Annotated in this window: 24 protein-coding genes and 1 riboswitch; of the genes, 13 read left to right on the top strand and 11 right to left on the bottom strand. The window is 59.1% G+C overall.

All coding sequences use genetic code 11. The features are described from left to right. The first annotated feature begins 125 nt into the window (after positions 1 to 125). The gene (locus H8A92_RS02015) at positions 126 to 899 is read left to right on the top strand and encodes an SDR family NAD(P)-dependent oxidoreductase (RefSeq protein WP_163162334.1); all 774 of its coding nucleotides are present in this window, start codon (positions 126 to 128) and stop codon (positions 897 to 899) included. Positions 900 to 1101: 202 nt separating this feature from the next. Here the strand turns inward: H8A92_RS02015 and H8A92_RS02010 are convergent, their stop codons facing one another. After that, a complete protein-coding gene (locus H8A92_RS02010; RefSeq protein WP_229194201.1) occupies positions 1102 to 2295 on the bottom strand; it encodes an O-succinylhomoserine sulfhydrylase in 1194 nt (397 codons plus the stop codon). 77 nt (positions 2296 to 2372) lie between these two features. Then, positions 2373 to 2452, bottom strand: a riboswitch (SAM riboswitch). A 118-nt stretch (positions 2453 to 2570) separates the two neighbouring features. On the opposite strand from H8A92_RS02010, the gene H8A92_RS02005 reads away from it, so the two are divergent. The 3 genes from H8A92_RS02005 (at position 2571) to H8A92_RS01995 (ending at position 6604) form a co-directional block, all read left to right on the top strand. Next, positions 2571 to 3677, top strand: a complete 1107-nt coding sequence (locus H8A92_RS02005; RefSeq protein WP_229194200.1) for a 2'-deoxycytidine 5'-triphosphate deaminase — start codon at positions 2571 to 2573, stop codon at positions 3675 to 3677. A 193-nt stretch (positions 3678 to 3870) separates the two neighbouring features. Then, the gene (locus H8A92_RS02000; RefSeq protein WP_229194199.1) at positions 3871 to 4920 is read left to right on the top strand and encodes a hypothetical protein; all 1050 of its coding nucleotides are present in this window, start codon (positions 3871 to 3873) and stop codon (positions 4918 to 4920) included. Between the two features lie 241 nt (positions 4921 to 5161). Further along, complete coding sequence (locus tag H8A92_RS01995) at positions 5162 to 6604, top strand: MATE family efflux transporter (RefSeq protein WP_229194198.1); 1443 nt, start codon at positions 5162 to 5164, stop codon at positions 6602 to 6604. Positions 6605 to 6786: 182 nt separating this feature from the next. Here H8A92_RS01995 and H8A92_RS01990 read toward each other — a convergent pair whose 3' ends face one another. The 4 genes from H8A92_RS01990 to H8A92_RS01975 all read right to left on the bottom strand — a co-directional run bounded on the left by H8A92_RS01990 (position 6787) and on the right by H8A92_RS01975 (position 9176). Beyond that, complete coding sequence (locus H8A92_RS01990) at positions 6787 to 7203, bottom strand: SRPBCC family protein (RefSeq protein ID WP_229194258.1); 417 nt, start codon at positions 7201 to 7203, stop codon at positions 6787 to 6789. A gap of 127 nt (positions 7204 to 7330) precedes the next feature. Beyond that, on the bottom strand, positions 7331 to 7690 hold the full coding sequence (locus H8A92_RS01985) for a VOC family protein (RefSeq protein ID WP_229194197.1): 360 nt from the start codon (positions 7688 to 7690) through the stop codon (positions 7331 to 7333). A gap of 57 nt (positions 7691 to 7747) precedes the next feature. Next, positions 7748 to 8587: a helix-turn-helix transcriptional regulator gene (locus tag H8A92_RS01980; RefSeq protein WP_229194196.1), complete on the bottom strand. Its 840-nt coding sequence runs from the start codon at positions 8585 to 8587 to the stop codon at positions 7748 to 7750. A gap of 10 nt (positions 8588 to 8597) precedes the next feature. Then, positions 8598 to 9176: a methylated-DNA--[protein]-cysteine S-methyltransferase gene (locus tag H8A92_RS01975; protein ID WP_229194195.1), complete on the bottom strand. Its 579-nt coding sequence runs from the start codon at positions 9174 to 9176 to the stop codon at positions 8598 to 8600. A 169-nt stretch (positions 9177 to 9345) separates the two neighbouring features. Here H8A92_RS01975 and H8A92_RS01970 point away from each other — a divergent pair, with 169 nt between their 5' ends. Further along, positions 9346 to 10893 carry a glycosyltransferase family protein gene (locus H8A92_RS01970; protein ID WP_229194194.1) on the top strand — a complete coding sequence of 516 codons (1548 nt, stop codon included), beginning with the start codon at positions 9346 to 9348 and terminating at the stop codon, positions 10891 to 10893. Between the two features lie 299 nt (positions 10894 to 11192). After that, positions 11193 to 12440: a tyrosine-type recombinase/integrase gene (locus tag H8A92_RS01965; RefSeq protein ID WP_229194193.1), complete on the top strand. Its 1248-nt coding sequence runs from the start codon at positions 11193 to 11195 to the stop codon at positions 12438 to 12440. A gap of 278 nt (positions 12441 to 12718) precedes the next feature. Here the strand turns inward: H8A92_RS01965 and H8A92_RS01960 are convergent, their stop codons facing one another. The 4 genes from H8A92_RS01960 to H8A92_RS01945 form a co-directional block, all read right to left on the bottom strand. Next, the gene (locus H8A92_RS01960) at positions 12719 to 13390 is read right to left on the bottom strand and encodes a response regulator (protein ID WP_229194192.1); all 672 of its coding nucleotides are present in this window, start codon (positions 13388 to 13390) and stop codon (positions 12719 to 12721) included. Positions 13391 to 13584: 194 nt separating this feature from the next. Next, positions 13585 to 14757, bottom strand: a complete 1173-nt coding sequence (locus H8A92_RS01955) for a type IV secretory system conjugative DNA transfer family protein (protein WP_229194191.1) — start codon at positions 14755 to 14757, stop codon at positions 13585 to 13587. A 982-nt stretch (positions 14758 to 15739) separates the two neighbouring features. Then, positions 15740 to 16000, bottom strand: a complete 261-nt coding sequence (locus H8A92_RS01950) for a hypothetical protein (protein ID WP_229194190.1) — start codon at positions 15998 to 16000, stop codon at positions 15740 to 15742. Next, positions 15997 to 16425, bottom strand: a complete 429-nt coding sequence (locus H8A92_RS01945) for a hypothetical protein (RefSeq protein ID WP_229194189.1) — start codon at positions 16423 to 16425, stop codon at positions 15997 to 15999. Before H8A92_RS01945 ends, H8A92_RS01950 begins: the two co-directional genes overlap by 4 nt. 242 nt (positions 16426 to 16667) lie before the next feature. Here H8A92_RS01945 and H8A92_RS01940 point away from each other — a divergent pair, with 242 nt between their 5' ends. The 3 genes from H8A92_RS01940 to H8A92_RS01930 all read left to right on the top strand — a co-directional run bounded on the left by H8A92_RS01940 (position 16668) and on the right by H8A92_RS01930 (position 19987). Then, positions 16668 to 18224 (top strand): glycine-rich domain-containing protein, encoded by a 1557-nt coding sequence (locus H8A92_RS01940; RefSeq protein WP_229194188.1) that lies wholly within the window; start codon positions 16668 to 16670, stop codon positions 18222 to 18224. 81 nt (positions 18225 to 18305) lie between these two features. Next, positions 18306 to 19070, top strand: a complete 765-nt coding sequence (locus H8A92_RS01935; protein ID WP_229194187.1) for an FkbM family methyltransferase — start codon at positions 18306 to 18308, stop codon at positions 19068 to 19070. A 203-nt stretch (positions 19071 to 19273) separates the two neighbouring features. Beyond that, the gene (locus tag H8A92_RS01930; RefSeq protein ID WP_229194186.1) at positions 19274 to 19987 is read left to right on the top strand and encodes a TIGR02391 family protein; all 714 of its coding nucleotides are present in this window, start codon (positions 19274 to 19276) and stop codon (positions 19985 to 19987) included. A 451-nt stretch (positions 19988 to 20438) separates the two neighbouring features. Here the strand turns inward: H8A92_RS01930 and H8A92_RS01925 are convergent, their stop codons facing one another. After that, a complete protein-coding gene (locus H8A92_RS01925; protein ID WP_229194185.1) occupies positions 20439 to 22028 on the bottom strand; it encodes a recombinase family protein in 1590 nt (529 codons plus the stop codon). Positions 22029 to 22230: 202 nt separating this feature from the next. Here H8A92_RS01925 and H8A92_RS01920 point away from each other — a divergent pair, with 202 nt between their 5' ends. The 4 genes from H8A92_RS01920 (at position 22231) to H8A92_RS01905 (ending at position 25122) form a co-directional block, all read left to right on the top strand. Continuing rightward, positions 22231 to 23574 carry a hypothetical protein gene (locus H8A92_RS01920; protein ID WP_229194184.1) on the top strand — a complete coding sequence of 448 codons (1344 nt, stop codon included), beginning with the start codon at positions 22231 to 22233 and terminating at the stop codon, positions 23572 to 23574. A 261-nt stretch (positions 23575 to 23835) separates the two neighbouring features. Then, positions 23836 to 24207 carry a helix-turn-helix transcriptional regulator gene (locus H8A92_RS01915; protein WP_229194183.1) on the top strand — a complete coding sequence of 124 codons (372 nt, stop codon included), beginning with the start codon at positions 23836 to 23838 and terminating at the stop codon, positions 24205 to 24207. Next, on the top strand, positions 24201 to 24719 hold the full coding sequence (locus H8A92_RS01910) for a hypothetical protein (protein ID WP_229194182.1): 519 nt from the start codon (positions 24201 to 24203) through the stop codon (positions 24717 to 24719). Before H8A92_RS01915 ends, H8A92_RS01910 begins: the two co-directional genes overlap by 7 nt. 67 nt (positions 24720 to 24786) lie before the next feature. Next, a complete protein-coding gene (locus tag H8A92_RS01905; RefSeq protein ID WP_229194181.1) occupies positions 24787 to 25122 on the top strand; it encodes a DUF3768 domain-containing protein in 336 nt (111 codons plus the stop codon). Between the two features lie 315 nt (positions 25123 to 25437). Here H8A92_RS01905 and H8A92_RS01900 read toward each other — a convergent pair whose 3' ends face one another. Then, positions 25438 to 25710, bottom strand: coding sequence for a hypothetical protein (locus H8A92_RS01900; RefSeq protein WP_229194180.1), 273 nt, complete (start codon positions 25708 to 25710; stop codon positions 25438 to 25440). Positions 25711 to 25723 lie beyond the last annotated feature (13 nt).

Below are 25723 nucleotides of genomic sequence, written 5' to 3'. Positions count from 1 at the left end.
GCACCTGCACCAAGATCGTCATGCCCGGGCTTGTCCCGGGCATCCATGTCTTGGCGGGACAAAAGACGTGGATGGCCGGACGAGCCCGGCCATGACGGGAACAAGAACACAAGGGAGCACGTCAAATGAAAAACACCCCGTTCGATCTCACCGGCCAGGTTGCGGTCATCACCGGCTCGAGCCGCGGCATCGGCCGCTCCTCGGCGGAGCTTTTGGCAAAACTCGGCGCCAAGGTCGTGGTCTCCTCGCGCAAGGCGGATGCCTGCCAGGAGGTCGCCGACGGCATCAAGAAGGCGGGCGGCGATGCGCTCGTCATTCCCTGCAACATCGCTCGCCGCGCGGAGGTCGAGGCACTGGTCTCGGGCACCATCAAGCATTACGGCAAGATCGACATCCTGGTCTGCAACGCCGCGGTGAATCCCTATTACGGACCGCTGCTCGACATCACCGATGAAGCCTTCGACAAGATCATGGGCTCGAACGTCAAGAGCAACATCTGGCTTTCCGCACTGGCGATCCCGCAGATGGCTGAACGCGGCAAGGGCTCGGTCGTCATCATCTCCTCGATCGGCGGCTTGCGCGGCTCGACCGTGATCGGCGCCTACGGCATCTCCAAGGCGGCGGACTTCGCGCTGTGCCGCAGCCTCGCCGGCGAATGGGGACCGAAGGGCGTGCGGGTCAATTGCGTGGCGCCGGGCCTCGTGAAAACCGATTTCGCCCGCGCGCTGTGGGAAGATCCGGACAATCTGAAGCGTCGCACCGCCTCGACGCCGCTCCGCCGCATCGGCGAGCCCGACGAGATCGCGGGCGCAGTCGCCTATCTCGCCTCCGACGCCTCGACCTTCATGACCGGCCAGACCATCGTGGTCGACGGCGGTGTGACGACGGCGGCGACGTAAGCGCTGTTCCCTCGGGATGACGCGGTGATTGCTCAGCTTGCTCAGTGTCATCACCCGCGCATGCGGGTGATCCAGTATCCCAGAGACCGCAGTGCTTGAGCCGAAGGGCCGCGGCGTACTGGATCGCCCGGTCGAGCCGGGCGATGACAAGGGGCATATGCGATAGCTTTCCTGCGCAAGCGAGAGGGGAGCTCAGCCCGCCTCACACCTGCTCCAGCGCGCGCTGGAAATCCTCGATCAAATCGTCGGGATGCTCGAGCCCGGCCGAGAAGCGAATGAAGCCTTCGCTGATGCCGAGCTCGGCGCGGGCCTCCGGCGCCAGGCGCTGATGCGTCGTGGTGGCGGGATGCGTGACCAGGCTCTTGGCATCGCCGAGATTGTTGGAGATGCGCGAGATCTTCAGCGCGTTGAGGCAGCGGAAGGCGCCGGCCTTGCCGTCCTTGACCTCGAAGCCGACCAGCGTCGAGCCGGCGCCCATCTGCTTCTTCACCGTCGCGGCCTGCGGATGATCGGGGCGGCCGGGATAGACCAGCCGCGTGATCTTCGGATGTTTCGCGAGCGCCTCGGCGATCTTCGCCGCGTTCTCGGTCTGCGCGCGAACGCGGACGCCAAGCGTCTCCAGCCCCTTCAGCAGCACCCAGGCGTTGAACGGCGACAGCGACGGGCCGGTCTGGCGCATGAAATTGTGGATGTGCTCGGCGATGAAGGCCTCCGACGACAGGATGACGCCGCCGAGACAGCGGCCCTGACCGTCGATGTGCTTGGTCGCGGAATAGACCACGACGTCGGCGCCGAGCGACAGCGGGCTCTGCCAGATCGGCGTCGCGAACACGTTGTCGACGATCAGCCGGGCGCCGCCGCTATGCGCGATCTCTGCGATCGCAGCGATATCGAGCACGTCGAGCGTCGGGTTGGTCGGGCTCTCCAGGAAGAAGGTCTTGGTGTTCGGCCGCAAGGCGCGCTGCCACTGGTCGAGATCGAGGCCGTCGACCAGCGTCGTCTCGATGCCGTAACGCGGCAGCAGGTCCTGCACGACGTAAAGGCAGGAGCCGAACAGGGCCTTCGACGCCACCACGTGATCGCCGGCCTTCAGCGGCGCGAGGATCGCAGTGGTCACCGCGGCCATGCCGGTCGCAGTCGAGCGCGCGGCTTCCGCGCCCTCGAGCTCGATCATGCGGCGCTCGAACATCGCAATCGTCGGGTTGGAATAGCGCGAATAGATGAAGCCGGGGTCCTGGCCCTTGAAGCGCGCCTCGCATTGCTCGGCGGTGTCGTAGACGTAACCCTGGGTGAGAAACAGCCCTTCCGACGTCTCCCCGAACTGCGAGCGCAGCGTGCCGCCATGGACCAGGCGGGTTTCGGGACGGAAGCGGGCGGTACCTTCAGATTCAGACATGTGACCTCCGAAGTGGCCATTTTCCTTTCGAAAACGGCCACAAAAAAACCGGCCTGGAGAAACCTCCACAAGCCGGGATCACACTGTCCCCGGCCTGTTTAGCGACTTATTTAACGTGGCTGCAAGCCGGCCGGCTCAAATCACCACGGGATAAGTGCAGCTGATATTCCCTCGCGCCCTTTCCGTCAAGACGGTCATCGGATAACCCGTAAAAGCCCATATTTTGGGGCTTGATGGCCGCCTGGAGATTTTGGGCCATCCCGAGGGACCGTGCCGTGTCGTTCACGCTGGAAGATGAATCCAACGGAATCCTGCCCGACCGCATGATCGCGGAGATGGCGGAGGCCGGCCTCATTCTGCCCGCCTACGACTTCGTCGAGAGCCAGATCCAGCCGGCGAGCCTCGACCTGCGCCTCGGCGACATCGCCTACCGCGTCCGCGCCAGCTTCCTGCCGGGGCCCGATGCCACCGTTGCCGAGCGGATCGACCAGCTCAAGCTGCATGAGATCGATCTCTCCGACGGCGCGGTGCTGGAGACCAATTGCGTCTACATCGTCCCGTTGCTGGAGAGCCTGGCGCTGCCGCCGGAGATCGTGGCTGCCGCCAACCCGAAGAGCTCGACCGGACGGCTCGACGTCTTCACCCGCGTGATCGCCGACGGCACCCGCCGCTTCGACATGATCGGCGCCGGCTATCACGGTCCGCTCTACGCCGAGATCTCACCGAAGACGTTTCCCGTCCTGCTGCGCGAGGGTTCGCGGCTCAGCCAGGTCCGCTTCCGGATCGGTGAAGCAACGTTGACCGCCGACGAGCTCGATGCGCTGCATGCTGCCGAGCGGCTGGTCGATGCCGACAATGCCGATCTCACCCATGGCGTCGCGCTGTCGGTCGATCTCTCCGGCGAGAGTTCGGGCGGCTTCGTCGGCTATCGCGCCAAGCGCCACACCGGCGTGGTCGATGTCGATCGCCGCGGCGGCTATTCGGTCGACGAATTCTGGGAGCCGATCAAGGCGCGCTCCGACGGCAGCCTCATCCTGGATCCCGGCGAGTTCTACATCCTGGCGTCGAAAGAGGCCGTGCAGGTGCCGCCGGATTACGCCGCGGAGATGGTGCCGTTCGACCCGCTGGTCGGCGAATTCCGCGTCCATTATGCCGGCTTCTTCGATCCCGGCTTCGGCTATGCCGGCGCCGGCGGAAAGGGCGCGCGCGCCGTGCTCGAAGTGCGCTCGCGCGAGGTGCCGTTCATTCTCGAGCATGGCCAGATCGTCGGCCGTCTCGTCTATGAGCGCATGCTCGAGCGTCCCGACGCGCTCTACGGCCAGCGCATCGGCTCGAACTATCAGGCGCAGGGCCTGAAGCTCTCCAAGCATTTTCGCGTGTAGCGGAATTCCTCGGCTGTCATTCCCCGCGAAAGCGGGGAATCCAGTACGCCGCGGCCTCTCGATCGATAACGACCGTCTCTGGAATACTGGATCGCCCGATCAAGTCGGGCGATGACACCGAGTGTGTGCTGGTTGCGTCGTCTCGCTGGCGATGACACATTCCGGCGAACAACAACAACAAACGGGAGCAGACATGACCGGAGAGCAAAACGCGCGCGAGGCGCAGTGGCGGAAGTGGCGCAGCGTCGCCGATCTCTATCACGCCTTTTTCACCGGGCTGATCCTCACCGTGGTCACGCGGCGCGACACGGCTGACGCCGCCGAATTCGTCTTCCGCGTGTTTCGCCGCCAGCAGCAGGAGCGCTTCCTGCCCGGTCTGAAGAAGCTTGGCCTCGACGGCCTGCCGCCGGCGGTCGCCGCCGCGCAGTATCATTATCTCTCCAACTGGATCGGCGGCGTGCATGTCGAATACATGTACGAGACCGACCGCAAGGCCTGGATCCGCTATCCGCCGCCGCGCTGGATCTGGAAGGGCACGGCGATCTGCGGCGTGCCCGGCGAGGTCTCGCGCGCGATGCTGCGTGGCTGGCACGCCAACAATGGTGCAGCCCTCGGCGATCTCAGGCTCGGCTTCGTCTGCACCAAGCAGAGCGTCGACGGCCAGGACGGGCTCGAGGGCTATTACTGCGAATACGATCATCCGCTCGAACTCGACCAGCGCCTGGTGTTCGCGCGCCATCTCGAGGCGCCGCTGTTCGATACCAGGACCGCGCCGGCGTTGCCGGTCGACAGCTGGCCTAAGCCGCGGCTCGAGAAGGCCTATCGCAACTACGCGATGGAATATGTGAAGACGGCCGCGCCCGTCATCGTGCAGGTGTTCGGGCCCGAGGATGCGAGCTATCTGTTGCATCTCGCCGGCAAGCTGATTGGCATGCAGTATTTCGATGAGGTCGCGCAGGCGCTCGGCGGTAGTCCTGGCCGCGCCACGGAATTTGCCGCATTCCTGCGCACGCTGTTCGAGTCGCAGGACGACGTCGCCGAGATCAGCGAGTCCGAGGGCCAGTTCGAAATCCGCCAGCAGGGCTGGAAGCTGATGGCCGACGTCGCCGATTATCATCCGGCCTGCGCCAGCGTGCTGACAGGTCTGCTTGAAGGGCTGGCGGCCGGCTGCGGGCGGCATATTCCGGTGCATCTGAAGCCGAATAGCAGCGCCGGCGCGCCGTTCGTCTGGTCGGTCGGCTAGATCAGAGGTTCATCTGGGTTCACCTGCAATCGCGCAGGCCCCCCTTGCGTCCCGCGCACGTGGATTCCGCCGCTGCCATGGTAGGGAAACACCATGGCGCGGCTCCCAGACTGCGCAGAGCGCGATCAGCAAAAGTGGGTACCGGTTTTGCGCCTGATCGCGCTCTGAATCATAAATTTAGGCGCATGACCTCTTCGCCAAACCGCCCACACTTTGGCGGGTCATGCGCCGTGGAGCAGAAATGTCCGACCTCGGCCTCGCCGAAATACCTGTCGACGAACAAGAGCGGCCGCTGCCGCCGCCGGTCACCAGACCGGCGCGCAACGCACTGCTCGACGGGCCGATCCTGCGCACGCTGTTGTGGCTGGCGTGGCCGAACGTGATCGCGCTGTCCGCCGGCACCTGCGTGGTGATCGCGGAGACGTCCTATATCGGCCGGCTCGGCGTCGAGTCGCTCGCGGCGATGGCGCTGCTGTTTCCCTGCGTGATCCTGACCATGACGATGTCCGGCGGCGCGATGGGCGGCGGCGTCGCATCCGCGATTGCGCGTGCGCTCGGTGCCGGCGAGATCGACCGTGCCTCGACGCTTGCGATGCATGCGCTGATGATCGGCCTGACCTTCGGTTTGACGTTCATGTTCGGCATGCTGATCTTCGGTCCGCGCCTGCTCGAATTGCTCGGCGGCCGCGGCAACGTGCTGGCGCAGGCGATCGCCTATTCGCAGATCTTCTTCGGCGGCGCGATCCTGCCCTGGCTGATGAACACGATGGCCGGCATCCTGCGCGGCACCGGCAACATGAAGCTGCCGTCGACCATGATCCTGTCCTCGGCGGTGTGCCAGATCATTCTCGGCGGCACGCTCGGGCTCGGTCTTGGTCCGGTGCCACAGTTCGGCATGCGCGGCGTCGCCGCGGGTTCGCTGATCGCCTATTCGATCAGCATCAGCGTGATGGGCTGGTATCTGTTCTCGGGCCGCGCCCGCGTGAAGCCGAAATTGAAGGGGCTGCGCGTGCAGTGGGCGATGTTCATCGACATCCTCAGGGTCGGCGCGGTCTCCTGCTTCTCGCCGCTGCAATCGGTTTTGACGATCTCGATCTTCACCCACATGCTGGCGCAGTTCGGCACCGCGGTGCTCGCCGGCTACGGCATCGGCGCGCGGCTCGAATTCATGCTGACCTCGGTCGCGTTCGCGGTCGGCATCGCCTCGGTGCCGATGATCGGCATGGCGGTCGGCGCCGACCGCGTTGCGCGTGCCCGGCGCATCGCCTGGACCGCCGGCACGCTGTCGTTCCTTTCGGTCGGCATCGTCGGCAGCTTCATCGCCGTGTTCCCCGATCTCTGGGTCAATCTGTTCACCAGCGATCCGCATGTGCGGGCGACCAGCCATCAATATCTGTCGACCGCCGCGCCGATGTACGCCTTCATCGGCCTCGCGATGTCGATGTATTTCTCCTCGCAGGGCGCGGCGAAGGTGCTGGGCCCAGTGCTGGCACAGACCGCGCGGCTGATCTTCATCGGCACCGGCGGCTGGTGGCTCTCGACCCATGAGGCGAGTGCGCAAAACTTCTTCACACTCGCCGCTGCCTCGATGGGTGTGCTCGGCGTGCTGTCCTGCCTCAGCGTGATCCTGACGCGCTGGGGCAAGTCAGCACCGGTCGCAGAAGTGCAGCCGGCGCTGTCGTGAGCCTATTAGACCCGTCATCCTGAGGAGCCGCGAAGCGGCGTCTCGAAGGATCGGCGGCCCCGCTGCTTCGGCGCTCGCTCCTGGAAGCAGCCGGGCTGTCGCCCTTCGAGACGGCCGCTTCGCGACCTCCTCAGGGTGACGGGCACGGTCCGATTGCGTGGCCGGTCGTGCAACCCAACAGCTTACGCCGCGTCCTCTCCCCTGGCCGATCGGGCCTGCGCGGCCTGCATCGCGGCCGCGCCGAGGTCCATCTGCGCCGACATATAGGGCGCGATCTCGTGCGGCAGCACGTCGGCGATCCACACCACCCGGCAGCGCGCGTTGCCTTCGGCATACACCTGCACCGAGGCGGAATGCTGCTTCAGCCGCTCGCTGGTGATCGCGTAGACCAGCCGTCGCCGCTTGTCGTCGCAATCGACCAGCGTTTCGCGCGCCACGGAGCCGTTGCTGAACGTGACGGTGCGGACGTCGCCGTCGAGCTGCGTGTCGGTGACGAAGCCCGGCACCAGCCGGGTATGCAGCGCGCCGAAATCGCGCAGCGCGTCCCAGACGTGGTCGGCCGGCGCGTCGATCGGGATGTCCTTGTGGATGGAAGCTATGGAGTTTGGTCCTTGCTATTTGGGATTGAAAGACCGTCATTGCGAGCGAAGCGAAGCAATCCATCTCACAGCGGCATGAAGGCGTGGATTGCTTCGTCGCTTCGCTCCTCGCAATGACGATTGGGGCTTACGTCGACACCGCCTCGATATTGTTGCCGTCGGGGTCGAGCAGGAACGCCGCGTAGTAGGTCGGGCTGTAGTCCTTGCGATGGCCCGCCGCGCCGTTGTCCTTGCCGCCGGCCTTCAGGCCCTCGGTGTGGAATGTCTTGATCGCGTCGTGGCTCGGTGCGCGGAACGCGATATGTGCGCCGCCTTGGCTCTTGCCCTTGTGCACATGCAGCCAGAGCGCGGGCTCGCCCTTTGGGCCGAAACCCGCGCCGCTGTCGTCACGCGAGCAGAGCACGAAGCCGAGCGGCGCCAGCACCGCAGTGTAGAAGCGCACGCTGGCGTCGAGGTCGCTAACGCGCAATCCGATGTGGTCGTACATGATGGGGTCTCCAGTCGATGGGCGCGTCGATCAACGCGCGGACCGGACGAACCCTAGCTATTGCAGCGCAAGGCGTTCTTGGAGAATCTTGCGGTCGCCGCGCGAGGCCTGCCGGAACTTCAGCGGCGAGGCACCGGCGGCGCGGTGGAAGCTGCGCACGAAGTTGGAGAGATCGCCGAAGCCGACGTCATAGGCGATGTCGGTGATCGCGCTGTCGTCGTCGACGAGCCGCCGCGCCGCATGGCGCAGCCGCGAGCGCACGAGGTATTGATGCGGAGTGACGCCGAGCACCGCGGAGAACAGCCGCAGGAAATGGAATGTGCTTAAGCCCACCTGCTCGGCGGCATCGTCGAGATCGATCTGATGATGCGAATTGCCGTCGATCCACAGCGCAGCCTCGACGGCGCGGCGGCGATCGCGCAGGCTCGCGGTGAGGGGCCTTGCCTTGCGGTCGGACACCAGTTCGACAAGGCGGCTGGCGAGGAGGTGGCCGACCTCGTCGAGCCCGACATCGCTATTGCCATCTGCCGCCGTTTGGGCGAGCTCTCCGATCACCATCAATTCCGGCAGCGGCGGCACCGAGCCGACCTGCCAGACCGACATGCGGTCGCCGATCGTCTCGACCAGCTCCGGGTCCAGGAAGAACGACAGGCATTCGTCGCCGACCACATGGTCGTGCGTGCAGGTGTATTCGTCGCCGGGGTGACCGACCAGGATCGAGCCTGCCACCAGCTCATGGAAGCGGCCGCGGCAATGACAGCCGAAGCTGCCGCTGCGCACATAGGACACGGAGTGACATGCGAACTGCTCGACGAATGGTTTGTCGCCGGGCTCCGCCGTGCAGCGAAACTGGTTCACCGTGATGCGATCGCGCTGCAACAGCGTGGTGTGGGTCATGCCCTGTGATCTAGGCTTGCGGCCGGGGCCGCGCAACGGGCAGCAGCACGTCAAACAGGGTCTTGCTGGTGGTCGGCTGGGCGCCTTCGATCGAGAGCAGCCGCCGCTTGGAGACGCTGCCGCCGTTTGGCGAGATCCGGTCGGCGTAGTGGCCGGCCTCGAGCACGCGGTGGCAGGGCACGATGATCATGAAGGGGTTGCGGCCGAGCGCCTGCGCTATCGAATAGACCGCGCCGGACGTGCGCAGGGCGCTCGCGACCTCGTCATAGGTCCGGGTCTCGCCGCGGGGAATGGCGCGGACAATCTGATAGACGCGCTGGTCGAAGGCGGAGATGCCGCTCATGTCGAGCGCAACGCCGCCGAGATCGCCATTGCCGCCACGCAAGGTGGCCGCGATGCCCTCGATCGCGACATCGACCTCCTCGGGAGGCCGCATTTCGCGCGCGTCGGGGTGAAGCTGGAACAGCCGTTTGCGGGTCTCGATTTCGCGGAGCTCGGGAAGCTGGACACCGGCGACGCCACCATCGCCCCATGCGATGCCGCATCGGCCGATTGCCGTGTCGAAAATGGTGTACCCACGCCCCGTCATGACGCCACCAACCCCCAGCTCGACCATAACATCGCCGCGGTTCGGCGCATCCGGAATCTTCACGTTTAGTTAAGCATGTCGCGGCCGGTGCTGTGTGACCTCGACAACGTCCGGTCACGGACTTGCGGTCACGCATCTTAAAGGCTTTGCCCGCTATCTGGACGCCAGCATGCTGCTCCAAAAGACGATCGGCGGAACGATGACGGGCACGAGCGTCGAGCCCGCGCCCGGCAGTGCGGGAATGGTCGGGCGCGCGAGCGGGCGTGTTCACCCGCTCGTTGCGGTGCTGTTGTTGGCGCTGGTCATACGCGTTGGGGCCGCCGCCTGGCCCAACGTGATGTATCCCGACGAGATCTTTCAATATCTCGAGCCAGCGTGGCGGATGCTTGGCCATGACGGCATCCTGACGTGGGAATGGCGCGACGGTATTCGCGGCTGGTTCCTGCCGACATTGCTGGCCGGGCCGGTCGCCCTCGGTGATGCGATTGCGCCTCATGGTGCTGGTGCGTTTCTGGTGCCGCGTCTGGTCGCCGCGTGTGCGTCGCTATCGATCGTCGTCAGCGCCTGGTTCTTCGGCGCGCGGGTCTCGCGAACCCATGCCGTCGTCGCAGGCTTCGCCACTGCGGTCTGGTTCGAATTGATCATGCTCGCGCCGCATACGCTGGGCGAGCCGTTGGCGACAGCGCTGATCGTGCCGGCGGCGTTGTTGGTGACCGATCATCCGTCGCAGCGGCGCCTTGCAATCGGCGGTGCCTTGCTTGCGTTCGCCTTTGTCTGCCGTTTTCAACATGCGCCCGCGATCGCCGTGCTTGCCGTCGGTGCCTGCTGGACGCGTTGGCGAAACCTGATTCCGCTGGTCGCCGGCGGGCTCGTTGCGCTGTTGCTTGCCGCCGCAATCGATCTTGCCCACGGTGCGGTGCCGTTCGCCTGGTTGATCGCGAATATCAAGGAAAACCTTGTGCACGATCGCGCCACCGGATTCGGTGTGACCCCGCCTGCGGCGTATCTCGTCAATTTCCTGATCGTATGGTCGGCTGCGATCGTGCTGCCGCTCGCGGCGATCTGGCGCGGCTGGCGGCACGCACCGCTGCTGCTGGCGACAGCGCTCGCCAACCTCGTCTTCCACAGCCTGATCGCACACAAGGAAGACCGCTTCGTCTTCCTGTCGGTGGTGCTGTTCATCATCGTCGCGGCCCTGGGGTCGGCGGATTGGGTGCAATCGCTGCGCACCAACGACAAATGGCGCCGCGCGGCGTTGCCGGTCGTCCTCGGCGGCTGGGCGATGCTCTCGGTGGCGCTCGCCGGCGCCAGCGAGGAGATGCGCGACTACTGGACGCGCGGCGTCGGCGCGGCGGAGCTCGCCGCCAAATTGCGCAGCGATCCGCAGATGTGCGGCCTTGCGCTCTACAACGTTCGTTTCCAGCTGTTGCCGGGGCGGGAACGCTTGGTCGGCCCGGTGCCGCTCTATGTGCTTGCGCCGGCCGATCCGCTCGCCGAGCTCATCCTGCCGCCGCTGTTGCAGGCGACCAAGCCGGCCTTCAACCGCATCCTTGCGCGGCCCGAGGCGGCGGGCGACTTGCCGGCGGACTTTTCACGGCAGAGCTGCGCCCATGTCGGCATCGCCGATGCCTGCATCTACGCGCGTAGCGGTAGTTGCGACGCGTCTGCCGCTGCACCCTTCGTCATCAATGACGCGCTTGTGAGAATGGGCCACTAGCGGCGATAGCAAGGCGATCCGCCAGAATGTACGCTTGATCCTCTGCCTCCGCCCGGGCTATGGTCCGGCCGGTCGTATCCGAGCGGGTCGACCTCAAGCAATTGAGATCGCGGGCGTAGTTCAATGGTAGAACGGCAGCTTCCCAAGCTGAATTGAGCAAAAAATCTTAGCTGCTCATCTCTACCCATAGCGACCGTAAGTCACTGACCCTTCTTGAATTTCCGGAAAATCTGTACTCCATACCTGCTCGTATTTTCTCGGCACTACGCAACGCATTCCCGAGCAAAAAGCGAGCAAAAATGGCGACCATTCATTTCACCGATATCACCATTCGCTCCCTCAAAGAGGGCAACTTCTACGACGACAAAACCCCAGGCTTCGGCATCCGCATCGGCAAGAAACGCAAGACGTGGCACGTCGTCAAGCAGCCGTCGCGCACCAAGGTGAGTATAGGTTTCTGGCCAGAACTAAGTTTGGCGGATGCGCGCAAACGTGCACTTATTGCCTTGGGGACCTCCTACGAACCCTCGAAAGCGCCATCCTTCGAGGACGCTCGCGACGAGTACCTAGAGCAAGGGGAGTGGAGCGAGCGCGAGAGCTACGAGACTAACAGGCTCCTCAAAAAATACTTCTCTTGGACAAAGACCATCGACAAGATCACGCACAAGGATGTGCAGGACGCCATCAAAGCCGTCAAAGCAAAGTCGGAAGCGGCACACGCCTTCAACGACATCCGCACGTTCTTCAATTGGTGCACTCCTCGGTATCTCAAAAGCAGTCCTTGCACGGGGCTAGAGAGCCCGTACAGCTATATACCTCGCCGACGCGTCCTCAGTGATGCGGAGCTGAAAACGGTGCTCCTCGGGGCAAATAAACTCGATTACGAACCGTACAAGGCGCTCATATGGCTTTTGGCACTCTGCGGCCAGCGTCTCACCGAGAGTTCGCATTTTCCCGAATATAAGTTTGAGAACGGGTGCGTCACCATTCCTGCTGACGGCACCAAGAATGGGTACGAGCACACGGTGCCGATACCGAACATGGCTGCTGCTTTCATAAGTAGGGTACGGCCATCGACAAATTGGCAGCGGTACAAGCCGAAGCTCGACAAGCTCTGTGGCGTTACCAACTGGACGCACCATGATCTGAGGCGCACCTACGCGACAATCATGCAGCGGCTTGGTGTCCCGCTCGAAGTGACCGAGCAACTCTTAAATCACGTGTCGGGTACGCGCAGCGGCATCGTCGGCATCTACCAGAACTACAAGTATCAAGCTGAAATGCGAGACGCCGTTGATAAATACGAAGGGTTTATAAAGCAGCTACTCGCTTCGGAGCTAACCCGAAGTATCGAAGCGCTTCCCGAGCTTGAAAACGCTTGTAATGAAACTGAAACTGCTATCCAAGAACGAAGTGAGAGCCTCACTCCCTATTCTCATGTGCATGGAGCCGAGCTTGAAGATGCTGGCAAATTCTCCAACCGTGTACGGACCTGGCGAAGGTCCCAGATCCCGGGTCGAGCTATCGAGCGTGAGATAGTAGATTAGATTGCACAGCCCCGCTTTAGGGCGAAATAGTCCCGAGTGGGGGCGGGGTGTCAGGTCCAACTGGCACCCCTTTGTTTGTGCATTTTCGGGATCGAGATCCTGATGGGACTCATCAGGATGCACAAAGCAAATACCGACCTCCTTAGGCGTCGAACATTCGTGCCTTGGCCGCTGTTCGGACGCCGGCCACGAGGAGCGCGTGGATAGTCCCGCCATCCCGGCATCCGAAAACCTGCACATGAGCAGCCACTATTCATTTGCCGGACAGGCACGGACTGTTATGCGCCGTCGGCGGCTGATTTTACTTTGCGATCTATCCACTCTAGCAGCTCAACGGGCGAAGCTGTTGCTCCATCTCCGCCTGCAGATCTAACTTCCGCGCTATTCCGCGCAGCGTATTTTTGCGACGAGTATACAAGAAAAGGAACATTGTATCCGGCGCGCCTCAAAGCGTTTAGGAACATAAGACCGGCTTGCGATCGGTATGTACCATGTTCGCGCCGCCCCATGTCAGAAACGATAGCATCAAATGAAAGATCATTGTTTAGGATAGCCATCGCATCGTCTGTAGACTCCGCCTGAGTAACGTCAATCCCCCGTTGCCTCAGCTGAGCTATCTCGAGCGCGTTACCGGTCGGCTTGTCGTCAACCCAAAGGATTCTTGGAGACTTTTTGGCAACCGCGCTCGGTACAGGAGGCTCGGTGAAGTCCAGGCCTGATCCGGCTGGCTGCTTGTTAGAGCGCAAGAGCAACACTTGCTTTTGAAGGTCCGAAATTTGGGTTTGAAATTGCTCAGTTGCATCTTGGACGCTTACTTCCATGCCGGCGATCTTCACTGAGAAGCTTCGCGACGTAACGATTCCTCTTAAAATTGGAAACAGCTTCCACAGGAGAATGGCTACCATCAGTGGCCATGCGAGCGGTGTTAGTGCCTTTATCAGCTCGATCATCTCTGAACGCTCGAATTAAATGTACGACTGAAAATCGAACCGCAAGCTGCGACATCAATCTGGTTAGGTCAACGTCCATTTCGAATACTGTCATGGCTTATGCTTGGTCCATGGCACGCCCACATGTCCGTTCCGGATCATTTTCGACGGATGCAGCGAGGCGGATCGCCTGTGTGCAATGCACTCTCGTCGACTTATTTTCCACGCAACAGCGTTACCGCGCTGAATGGCCGGCTCGGCATGCCATCGATCATGAGCTTGAGATACATGTGATGATTTTCGAGATTGAGGAGATCCACCGCTTCAAAGCGGGACTGAAACTCGCGGGCAAGGTACGGCGCGTCCTCGGCGCCGACTCGGAAGGAAATGATTGTCCCGACGTTGCCGAGAACGGCATGCCGAATACTTGGCTCCAATTGATGCAGGTACTGATGGGCGACCGCAAATCCAACCCGGTACTTGCGTAATTCCGAGAGCATGTTCGCGAGCGCGAGCGTCGTGAAGCTCTGAAATTCGTCGATGTATACGAAAAAATCGCGCCGTCGAGTCGGAGGAAGGTCAGCACGCGTGTACGCTGCGAGCCCGATCATGGTGACAAGGAGCCCACCAAGCAGGGAAGAGCTGTCGTCTCCGATTCGACCCTTTGCGAGATTTACGATGAGGACCTTACCTTCATCCATGGCCTGCCTAAGGCGCAAGTCCTGCTGCGGGGCAGTTAGGATACGGTTGAGTAGGGGGTCCGTTAGAAAAGCGCCGATCTTGTTTTGGATGGGCGCGATGCCGTCCGCGCGGTACCCCGAGGAAAATCGTTCGAATTCGGTCTCAAGGAAATGGCGCACTGTTTCGTTCTGCAGTGATTGCGTTAATCGCCGCCTGAACGCTTTATTCGAAATGACTTTTAATACGTCGTGCATCGTTGCAGAAGGTTGCTCCAGGAGGGCCATGAGCACGTTACGCAAGATGTGCTCCATACGAACGCCCCAGGCGTCCGGCCACATCTTTTTGAATACTTCCATGAGACCTGAAGCAGCCAGCGCGGTGTACTGGGGAGCAACGTGCCGCAGCGGATTATACCCCCATGGCTGCGATGGATCGGCGGCGTTGAGGTAAATCACTTCATTCCGCCGAGAAGCCGGCACGCTTTCGAAAACGCGCTCAGCTAGATCGCCGTGCGGATCGATGAGGGCGAAACCGTTGCCGTACTCCAGATCTTGACGAGCCATGCTCTCCAAAAGCGTGGATTTGCCGACGCCGGTCTTGCCAATAATGTAGGTATGAGAAAAGCGATCTTCGCGTTTGATGCCGAACGCGCGCTGATCATCTCGGTAGTCGACTCTGCCAAGTCGAACGATCTGATCGGATAGCATGGCTTCAGTATGACAGCGTCGCCGTGTTCTGAACGAGGCGCTGTTGCATCTATTTGATGCACATCTCGCCTCTGCGACTGTCCAGAACGTACAAATTAAGCGGCGGCCTGGCTGATCTCCGGTCTACCTCATTAGCAGCCCAAGAGCATACATTCTCCGAGGAAGTAGATGGGCCAATAGTAGGAAGCGGCTTTGTGTTCTTGCACTGTCATCACGGGAGACCCGGCTACTCTCCGTCCTCGGTGAGACATCTTTCACGATTTGGGAAGAATGAAGCTCTTCGAGGTGCAGCATGAGCTAATTTGCCTCAGTTGAGCGAGTTCCTGTGCGTGAAATTTCTAGAGATGAATTTCCGATCCCCGTCTAAAGAACAATCGCACGTCCGCCTTCTTCGTCGACCCGAAGGCGGCGGACAGCCCTCGTCCTACGTAGGACTGCTCGGGGCGACCTAGAAAGAAGCTAGCTGAATTGGGTACACGGAGAGCCCATGTAGCAGACGGCAGGAGCTTTCCTGGCAAAATCAGCGCTACGTGTCCAGGGTGACGATCAACAGACGGATAAACCGCAATCACAGCATAACCTAGGTTCGCTTTTTCCTGGGCAACCGCTAGGTTGGATTGTTGAGCTGCTGATCCTATCTCTGACCACAAAGATGCTTTGCCGCGGAGTGCAACAGCAATATCATCTGCGCTCAGAAATCCATCCGTTGATCTGAAATCATCGATCTCAAACACTTCGTGTAGGACATGTCCTACTAGAAAGTTACACGGTGAGCGGTCATTTGCTGGTTCCGCTGCTTTACAAACAAACAGCTGGCGCACGGTGTCCGTAAGGTGAGCCTCCCAACGAGTTTTGTTTGCCCACCACAATGCCGCCATTGCCGCGGACTGTTCCTTGGTGGCACTTAGTGCTGGCGTCGGCGAAGTCAGGCCCACCACCGCAGCGAATAGAGCGGTAACGAATCTGCACTTAAGCTGAACGGTCACTTCGGATCCTCTTTCGGATCGTTCGCGGTCTCTGGTGGGAGCGTTTCCCAATCATTTGGATGCTCGTCCGGCGGTCTTGGCTCGAATGAAATGCCGTCATCTCGAAACTCGACAGGTGCTTCATCGCTAGGGTGAGACACCGTTGCGGAGCCAGATGGTTCATCGTCGGCCACGGCATTTTCACTCGAAAGCCAGAAGCCGAGAAACAATGCCAACATCATGACTGGAGCGAACCGCGTCATTGATATAATCTTCATAAGCCTTTTCCTTGGAAAGGCCTAAAGCCGAAATCTCTTTCAATGGCTTCCAACATGAGCCCGCGCCGTGGCACATCTCGGAGTGTTCCAAGCACAATCCCATGCCCGGTCGCGACGTGTGAGCAGCTCGTCGGGTACATAAAAATCTTCAACGACTTCGTATCGATGGAGCCCTTAATGACCTTATCTACCCGAGCGTTCATTATCCACATAACAACACCTGCATCGATCACGAACGATTTGTCGTAGATTGTCGCTTCGATTATTACCGGGGCGTCTATATCGGGCGGTACATGGTCGAATATGATGCCTGGATAGTGCGGCCCCATGCACGCTTCCGCGCTGCTGTAAGAAATGCAGCAAGCAACCAGACAGAGGGTGCCTGCGCGTAAGACACTCACCGTTTTCTCGAACGCGTTCTTCATCCAAATCCCCGTCGGTGGCACAGGCCCATCCAAAAGCAGTCGCAGCTAACCGATCTATTATCGTCCCTTCGCACACCAACCTGCCTTCGAAATCGACAGCAGTCGCGATCTATTTCGTTCCGGCCCAAGACGGGTCACTTGCTATTTTGATCGGAGGTGCGGGGCTTATCAACACGCGGACTTTGTTAGTATCGTCGCGACAACATACACTGAAGGTATTATGAGCTGTACATTATTTATACATGAGACAATTCACCAGGGTTAAGCGTTTTAGTGCTGTCGGTGTGCTCTTAATAGGAAGCCTTCTATTTGCGACGCTCGCTATTGCCGACATAATGCCGGGATCTTCGAATACGAGCCTCTCGCAAGACGTTGCGTACACGCAAGTCAGCCTCAGTAAGCCAAGGGACGCCGTCGCAGGCGACATGTTGATTGCCAGCATATCGGTCAACGGTGGCGCGCCGGCAGTAGTGACCGCTCCAAGCGGTTGGACGCTGATCGCAAGGACCGACAACGATTCGAATGTCGGTATTGCATCGTACTACAAATTCGTCGGTTCATCCGAGCCTTCTTCGTACACGTGGACCATCAGCCCGCAGACCAGAGCTGTAGGCGGAATTACGCGGTACACGGGCGTCGACTCGGGTTCTCCGATTGATGTGGTGGCCAGTTCCACAGGAAGAGGGATCAGTGCTACTGCGCCTTCAATAACAACTAGCCAGGCGAGCGATACCGTAATCGCGCTCTTTGCAGCCGATACCGGCACAAACAATAGCCCGCTCTTCAGTACGTCGACAGGCATGACGACGCGGTATGGCGTTAAGAATACTCCATTTGGTCCAACTGCAGCTGAACAAGATCGGGCCCAGGCTGTGGCAGGAACAGTGGGATCGATGTCGTCCACGTTCAGCAGTGGCCCCCAGCACGATTGGGCTGCACAAACCATTGCGGTGAAAATGCAAAACAGGGCTGATGTGTCACTACTCGTCGCAGCCGGCGGCGGCGGCGGTGGCGGTAGTGGTCCTAACGATAGCGGCGGAGGTGGTGGATCGGGTGGTGTAATAATCAGCACCGCGAATGTCGGAGTGGGCAGCTACACAATTGTGGTTGGTGCGGGCGGTACCGGTGGTCCGTCGACTACTACGGGTGATCCGAGCAATGGTACACAGGGAGGTAATTCATCAGCTCTGTCTTATACGGCTATTGGAGGCGGCTACGGTTCATATAATGGTGGCGGCAATCCGTCAGGTGCACCTGCAGGCGCTGGAGGCAGCGGTGGCGGTTCGGGGGGCAGCGGAGCTTATAGTAGCCAAGGTGGTACAGCGACCACGGGCCAAGGCAACAATGGTGGCATGAATATCGCGAACGTTACTGGCGGCGGCGGAGGAGGAGGAGCCAGCACGGTAGGTCAAGATGGCCAATTAAACTTCAACGGCGGCAATGGCGGTGACGGCGTGTCCTCCGCAATAAGCGGCACGACGTCGACCTATGGCGGCGGTGGAGGCGGCGGTACTGGCGCCGGCGGCAACAATGGAACGAGCGCGGGTATTGGCGGCAGTGGCGGCGGCGGGAATGGTGGACTTCAAGCAAATGGCTCGAACGCTACAGCCAACACTGGCGGTGGCGGCGGTGGTGCTGGCTGGGGGTATCACGTCGGTGGTGATGGTGCGTCAGGTGTTGTCATTATTTCCTATCCAACCGGTTCACTGACTGCAACCGGTGGAACGGTCACCACATCGGGCGGATATACCGTGCATACCTTCACGAGTAGCGGCACGTTCACTGTCACGAATATTTAGCTTTCTAATTCGGACGAAGCAAAAAGCTGCCTCTTTCGGGGCGGCTTTTTGTATCGATTTACGATGTGCTACAATCGACCAATGGAGAAAATATTTAAGGCACTACGAGAGGGAGGCGCATCGTTGTTATTTAGGAGGATCATCTGGGTTTTGTCCGACAAGTTCCCCCTTTTCCCGCCTTCGGTAACTCTTTTTGGCACGTCACTTTCCGGAAATCACAAATTGTTGGGTAAGGTGATAAACGACGTCGTTGTCGGCAACCAGTACCATATCGAGTTGATCAAAAAGGGTGGTGTCGTAGTAGATGCGGGAGCACATGTAGGCGTTTTCTCCCTCTTTGTTGCAGAGATGAACCCAGATGCAAAAATCTATGCCTTTGAACCAACGCCATCGACGTTCAAATACCTAAAAGAGAACACCGAAGGTCGCCCAAATATTCATTGTTTCAACTATGGTCTCGGGGACAAAAATGAAACAACTTCAATCGTGGAGACGAACAATGCTGCGGGCAATTACATCGGCAAAAAGGGTGCTCCAGGCCCCGTGAAGACTGCGGCCGCTAGTGAGTACACAATAATAGGCGAGACTCCCTGTGAAATAAAAACTCTGGACTCGCTAAATCTGCCGCAAGTTGATTTCATAAAAATGGATGTCGAGGGTTTTGAGTCAAAACTGCTCATGGGAGCAAAAGAGACAATAAGGAAATACAAACCGATCATAAGCATGTCTGCTTATCACAAGCCGGAGGACAAGACCGAACTTCCTGCCATATTAAACAGCATTGCACCCTACACTTGTGTACTTCATACCGAAGCCGAAGAGGATTTTGTTTGTAAACCGAACTGATGGTCTTTGGTATCCACTAGCCAGTTTCCTGGCAGCGGCGCAGCACCGCTCTTCGGCATCGAAGCCTATGCGACGCTTGGGGAGAAGGTGGTCATCATCTTCTACACCATTAACAAGCGGCAGATCTTCCCCAACGACAATAAGCGCATGGGGAGTTTGTGCAAGCACGCGAGGGGCCGCTAGAGTATGATGGAGGTATGACCATGTATTCTCAGATTTATCCGCTACCGGAAGCGGTGCTTGAGATGGAGCCGGAGGATCTGGCGCCATTCGTGCTCAAGCATTTGAGCAAAGCAGGTCAAAGCAAGCTCAACCGCCACAACTTCCTTATCAATACTGACCGCGAATTGATCGACTGGGCAGGGTCGTACCAACAGGCGGAGAAAGTGCTGCAGCGCCTTTCACCCGCATGGATGTGGCTGGAGCGGGAGATGCTCATTGCGCCCCAGCCTGGCAACAATGACTGGATGTTCATCACGCCTCGGGGCGAAAAAGTTCTCGAGTCTCAGGATTTCAGCGCATACCGTCAGGGCTATCTCTTACCATCGGAGGGTCTTGATCCTGTGCTCGTGCAAAAAGTGAAGCAGTCCTTCATCCGCGGAGACTACGACACGGCAATCTTTCAGGCCTTCAAGGAAGTAGAAGTGCGTGTGCGCAGCAGAGGAGGATATACCGACAGCGATATTGGTGCGTCGCTCATGCGGAAAGCATTTGGCAAAGACGGGCCGCTAACGGACAAGAGCGTCGATGGCGGCGAGCAGGTCGCGCGCATGGAGTTCTTTGCCGGCGCGATGGGAATGTTCAAGAACCCGTCGAGCCACCGCTATGTAGATGTTAAAGACCCTCGCGAGGCTGCAGACGCAATCCATGTTGCAAACGTTCTTCTTAAGATCGTTGAAGGGATTACTGCTAAGTAAGAGATGCTGATTTCTTCAGGCCGCCAGTCGCGATGCGGTCCGCCTGGTACTACTTCGTCATACGTTGCGTGACCGATGGAGAGCATGGCTCAACTAGCATTTCGGACGCTTTTTAGCGGCTTGGACTCAGGATTGAGCCAACGGCTGGTCCACGAACTTTGCACTAATCATACGCAATGTTCCCCCTAGCAATCCTTGTGCGTCCGAAGAGAATTGGGTCATGCCTTGCAAGACAGTAGCGCCTCTCGCGCTCCGAACTCATTCGCGAGATCGATTTGCTAACAGCAAAATCGTATGACCATCAGCGATGAAAGCCTGCGACGCTTCATGGCCGCATATAAAGAGTCGTTCGATGAAGAGATAGGGGAGGATGAGGCCCGCGCGATGGCAGGAAGGTTGGCGTTTCTCTATGAGCATCTTGCCCGTCCGCTCCCTGAAGAGCAGGAAGCACTCAAGCAGCGTCCTGCAATGTCGAATGGCCCTCCATCCTCTCCTCCAGCTGTTTGATGTTTCGTAGCATTATTCCAAGCTCGGTATCGTGGAGCATGGTGCGAACGTTCTCCATGAACGCCAGCATTTCAGGAATCTGTGTGTTTTTTGGAAAACGGGCGAACGGTTTTCTGGCTTCACCGTTGAATATTTTGTCAGTTAACGTGTAGTTCGAACCGACGGTTTCAAGAATGAGACGTTTTGTATCGATGTCACCAGTCTCGAACCAAGAAATGGCTCTGTTGCTAAACGAAATCAGCGAGCGCGCTGGTTCGAACCAATCGTTGCTCCCATTATTCTCTTGATGAAGCGTTTGCCGCAATCGAAGCAATTCGGCCTGGAGCTCAGTGCGTTTTGCAATGAACTCGGCGTCGTCTATGATGCTCCGGATACGGAGGTCAGTGAGAGTCTGTAGCTGCCTGTCCACATCTGTTGCGGTTTTGTGGAGAGTTTCGAGGCGCATGGCTCGTGACCTATGATGGTTGTCCCGCGATTCATGCAGGTGAGCCAATCCCCATTCGTGAAATGCTCCCGGCATTTCAATACTGCGCAGAAAGCAAACAATTTGATCTTCAAGCGCCGCTACTTCAACTGACGGCTCTTGGCAGCGCGGCCTGAGCCTTCTCGTGCAGTGATAGTAGACGTAGCGTCTCCCTGAAGGTTTCTTCTTGTCCTCAGCGGTTACAAATAAACCACACCTGCCGCAGCGAATGAGGCCCGTAAAGGCAAACCTGTGCTTCTGAGGTCGAGGTCGACCTGGCCTACCGAGCAGGGCCTGCACTCGCTGAAATTCGTCGAGAGTGATCATCGCCTGATGCTTCCCGGGATAAATCCGCCCCTGCCAAGGAAGAACGCCCGCATAAAACGGGTTTGTCAGTAAGTGGTACGTAGCGCTGAGTGTCAACGGCTTGCCGCCGAGGACTTTGTGCTGGGCGGTTCGAAGGCCCCACTCGTGCGATAACTGCCAGATACGCGGTGGTCTATATGCGCCCGAAAGCATAAACTGCCACATTTGTCGGACGATCGGAAACTGGTCGGGGTCGGGGACCAAAGACCTTGTCGCTGGGTCGAGGCGATATCCTATGGGAGCTTTGTTCGGCCATTCGCCGCGCTCCAGTTTGGTGCGCAGGCCACGTTTGACATTCTCTGAGAGAGCATCGGAGTAGTACTTCGACTGCCCAAACATGATCTGCAGCATGAATTTGCCTTGCGGATTGTTCTCGAACGTGAACGTCGCGAACCGAAGGTCTTTAAGGACGGCTTGATCGAGCAGATAAATGAGGCGGCCGCCGTCGATGGAGTTGCGGGCAAGGCGGTCGGGGTGCCAAGCAATGACGCCCTCAGCTTCGCCCTGTTCAATTCTCATGAGCATCTGCCCGAACAGTGGACGGCCAGGAGATTTTGCGCTCATTGATTCTTGATATATGTGAACAATCTCGACGCTGGCAGCGCGTCCGAAATGTTTTTCGATTTCTCTGAGTTGAGACTCGATCGAAAGGACTTGTCTGTCTTCAGATTCGGACGACTTTCGGCAATATACGAAGTATCTCATACGACAAGTGTGAATCTAACACCGAAACGCGCTTGACGCGAATCGCCCCGCGTTCTGTCAGGCTTGTGCTTCAGTGTAGCGTAAGAGAACGTTTCGAGGGGAGCGGGTAGGGTGCCTTGATGTGATGCCTACGACCCTCTAGGTGGGAGCGTCGTGTTGCCACATAGTGCTCGTAATGGAACGAGCGCATGGGGAAGAAAGGATGCGACCAGAGCAGGGGATACCGACGGTCTCCGAGTGTTTCGACGACGGTTCAATAGTCGAGCTGTTGTATAATCCCCAAGAACGCAAAACCTTGCTCGCGCTCTACCAATCCACTCAGTGGACGCTCCTGCCGCACATCGATCTTGCTACGGGTCGGCGGCTCGTTCCATTCTCGCCTGAGAACAACCTGATCAAGAACAATGTCGTCCTGTTGCCTTCGGAACCCGCCGCCTATGACACCGAAGAGCGCCTCGTCTCCGATATCCGCCAGTTCATTCACCGGTATGTCGACCTCTCCTCGACGTTCGAACACCTAGCCACCTATTATGTCATCCTCTCTTGGCTATACGACGCCTTCGCCGAGTTGCCGTATTTGCGATTGCGCGGTGATTTCGGCACTGGCAAGACTCGCGCGCTTCTGGTGATCGGCTCGATTTGCTACAAGCCCTTCTTCGCGAGCGGCGCCTCCACGGTCTCACCGCTCTTCCATACGTTGGACGCATTTCGTGGAACTATGATATTCGATGAGGCGGATTTCCGGTTCAGCGACGAGCGGGCGGAGATCACAAAAATATTGAATAACGGCAACGTCCGGGGCCTGCCGGTTCTGCGTACTATGATGAACCGGCAGCGCGAATTTAACCCGCGGGCGTTTCAGGTCTTTGGCCCCAAGATAGTGGCGACGCGCGGCATCTACGAAGATAAAGCCCTTGAAAGCCGCTTCCTTACCGAAGACATGGGCGGGCGTCCGCTGCGTAGCGACGTGCCGATCAACCTGCCCGACGAGATGCACGAAGAAGCGCGGGAGCTACGCAACAAGCTCTTGCTGTTCCGGTTTAATCGCAGGTTCGATACTGTGATCGATCCGTCGCTCGCTGACGCAAAGCTCCATCCGCGCGCCAATCAGATACTGCTGCCGCTATTAAGTATCGTCAAAGACCCAGCGCTGCGCGATGAGCTTCGTTTGATCGCGCTCAACACGCAGGAGGGTATCGTCGCAGAGCGCGGGCTCCATACGGAAGCGCAGGTATTAGAGATTCTGGCCGGCAAGATGTTGGCCGCCGGGGAACACGCGACAATCTCGCTTGCCGACATTACCGCCGCGTTTATAGACCGTTTCGGTGCCGAGTACGGTCACCCGATCACGAATCGCTGGATTGGCGGCATCCTTCGGCGGCGACTGCATATCAAGACGCACAAGAGTCACGGCATCTACGTGGTCCCGGGGATGGAGAAGGAGCGCATCAGACAACTTTGTGACCGCTACGGCGTGCAGCGCACGCGCAGCGATGTGCAGTCTCACGTACAATTGGGGGACGTGGGGACATGGGGGACGTCTTAGCGGACGTCTTTTTGCTGGCCGGTTGTAGCGCTGTAAGGTCGATATAGCGCACGCCAATCGGCGTGACATTACCATTTTCTAAGTCCCTACGTCCCCACGTCCCCGGATCGGTCCTTCGGTAACTCACCGCGATCGTCTGGTCGCTTGTAAGGACCGCTTTTCAATATTCCACTTGCTGCATCAAAACGATGCATTCTGCCCTCTTCGAGGAACGCAAGCGACAGGTGAAGATAGCGCGTGTGCCGATCGGTCGATACCGGCATGCACATTATGAAGATTAGAAAAAGATATCTCCGCTCGTATCGCCTGCGATTTGCGTTAAGCCAGGCCGAACTTGCGTATCTCATCGGATGCAAGGGCCGAAACCGCGTCTCGGATCTGGAAAGGGGAGTGCGAGAGCCAACCCTTGCCGAGATGCTTTCCCTCTACATCCTCTTTGGCACGGAGGTTGTTGAGCTGTTTCCCGCATTCTTTGCTGAAATTGAGGGAGCAATACTCTCGCGCGGAAACGACCTGTATGAACGACTGCAGGGCATACCGTTGCAAGCCACTCCAGCGAAGCTGGATTGCCTTGAAGCGATGTTCAAACGAGTGGAGGAAAGGAAGAATAGACAAAAACGCATCATATGCTGAAACGTTACGACCTCATCATGGCGGTCTACGTTACGCGACACGGCTTCGCATTTGCCCTGTTCGAAGGTGCGTTGGCGCCCCTTGATTGGGGTATCATCCGGCGCGGCGAGCCGAACAAGAACCGGCGATGCATCAAAGCGGCGAAAGCGCTCATCGAGCGCTGCCGGCCCGATTGTATCGTGTTGCAGGATACCTCATGGACCGGTACTCGCCGCTCCCAGCGCACTACAGCGCTCAATGCCGCATTCTTTGAGCTCGCGGACGACAATGATATTCCGGTCTGTGCCTTCACCCAGGAACGGGTGCATGCGACGTTCGTAACTATGGGGCAGATCACCAAGCACGCCATTGCCGAAGCGATCGCCAAGCGAATTCCAGCCTTCGAACGTTACGTGCCGCCGCGCCGTCGGCCTTGGATGAGTGAAGACGACCGCATGGGTCTCTTTGATGCGGCGGCGCTTGCGCTGACGTTCTTTAGAGAGGCGGGCGAGAGCCGGCACAAAGTCGGATGATCGTCCGACGCTTCCCCTCGCTATCCAGCGCCCGAATTCCTCGGGGGCCGGTAGCGAGGAGAAGCGCATGTCCAAGATCGAGACAGCAAAGAAGATCGCCGCACTCAACGACGCGTTCCGGAAATCGCTTTCTGGAGGGCAGGTGTTGATGACGCCCGGCGTATGTGGGCTTCCACCCATGGTCGTGGCGGCGGTGATACTAAAGGTGACCGAGTTCAGTGATTTCTCGGCGGATAATGACCCGCATGGGGAACATGATTTTGGGACCTTCGAACTGTGTCAGCGAAAGTTCTTTTGGAAGATCGACTACTACGATCAGAGGTGTGAGTCTGGCTCAGAAGATCCGACCGACCCCACCAAGACAACCCGTGTGCTCACGTTGATGCTCGCGAGTGAATACTGAGCGATTGCGTAGAGCTCTGCGCAAGCAGGGAATGTGATCGCCAGCCATCGCGACGCGAGCAGATTTCCACTTTGGCAGGGCAAGTGCTGTTCGCGGGCTACGTCTGGAGACTTGCCATGGAAGCGCTTCTGCATGGGCTTCTGTGCTCCCACCGGTGCGGTCACGCGGGAGCCTCGTTACGGCGAGGCTCCCGTTTTGTATAACGGCCTCGTCTCATGGCGATTCGCATTATTATCGACAACGGCGCCGTTTTCGGAGCTGCAGGCGCGCTGCTTCACAAAAAAAAGGGCCTCCGCAAGGAAACCCATTTTAAGTCTAACCAGAACGAGAGCTGCGAGATCCGTGCAAGGCAAATGCCTCTTCAAAATCCTTCCATCCGAGGTGATTGGCACGGAATGCGAGTATTTCTGCTTGAACGGTGAAGCCAGTTAGCTCCACTTTTTCACTGAGAAGAGCGCCTGCAGCATCGATGACTTCGGCACTCGTGAACTTATAGAGCTGGCAGATGCGACCGCGCTCTGTCTTACTTACCACCTCAAGCGTTCCTTTTGGAAGCTCGAGTGCTTGGCTCGGTGTCGAGATGTGCATTGAGTAGGCTCCG

Origin of the sequence: Bradyrhizobium acaciae (assembly GCF_020889785.1) — a bacterium.
Taxonomy (GTDB): domain Bacteria; phylum Pseudomonadota; class Alphaproteobacteria; order Rhizobiales; family Xanthobacteraceae; genus Bradyrhizobium; species Bradyrhizobium acaciae.
The sequence above is the reverse complement of the archived record's forward strand: the minus strand, read 5'-3'. Positions and strand labels throughout refer to the sequence as shown.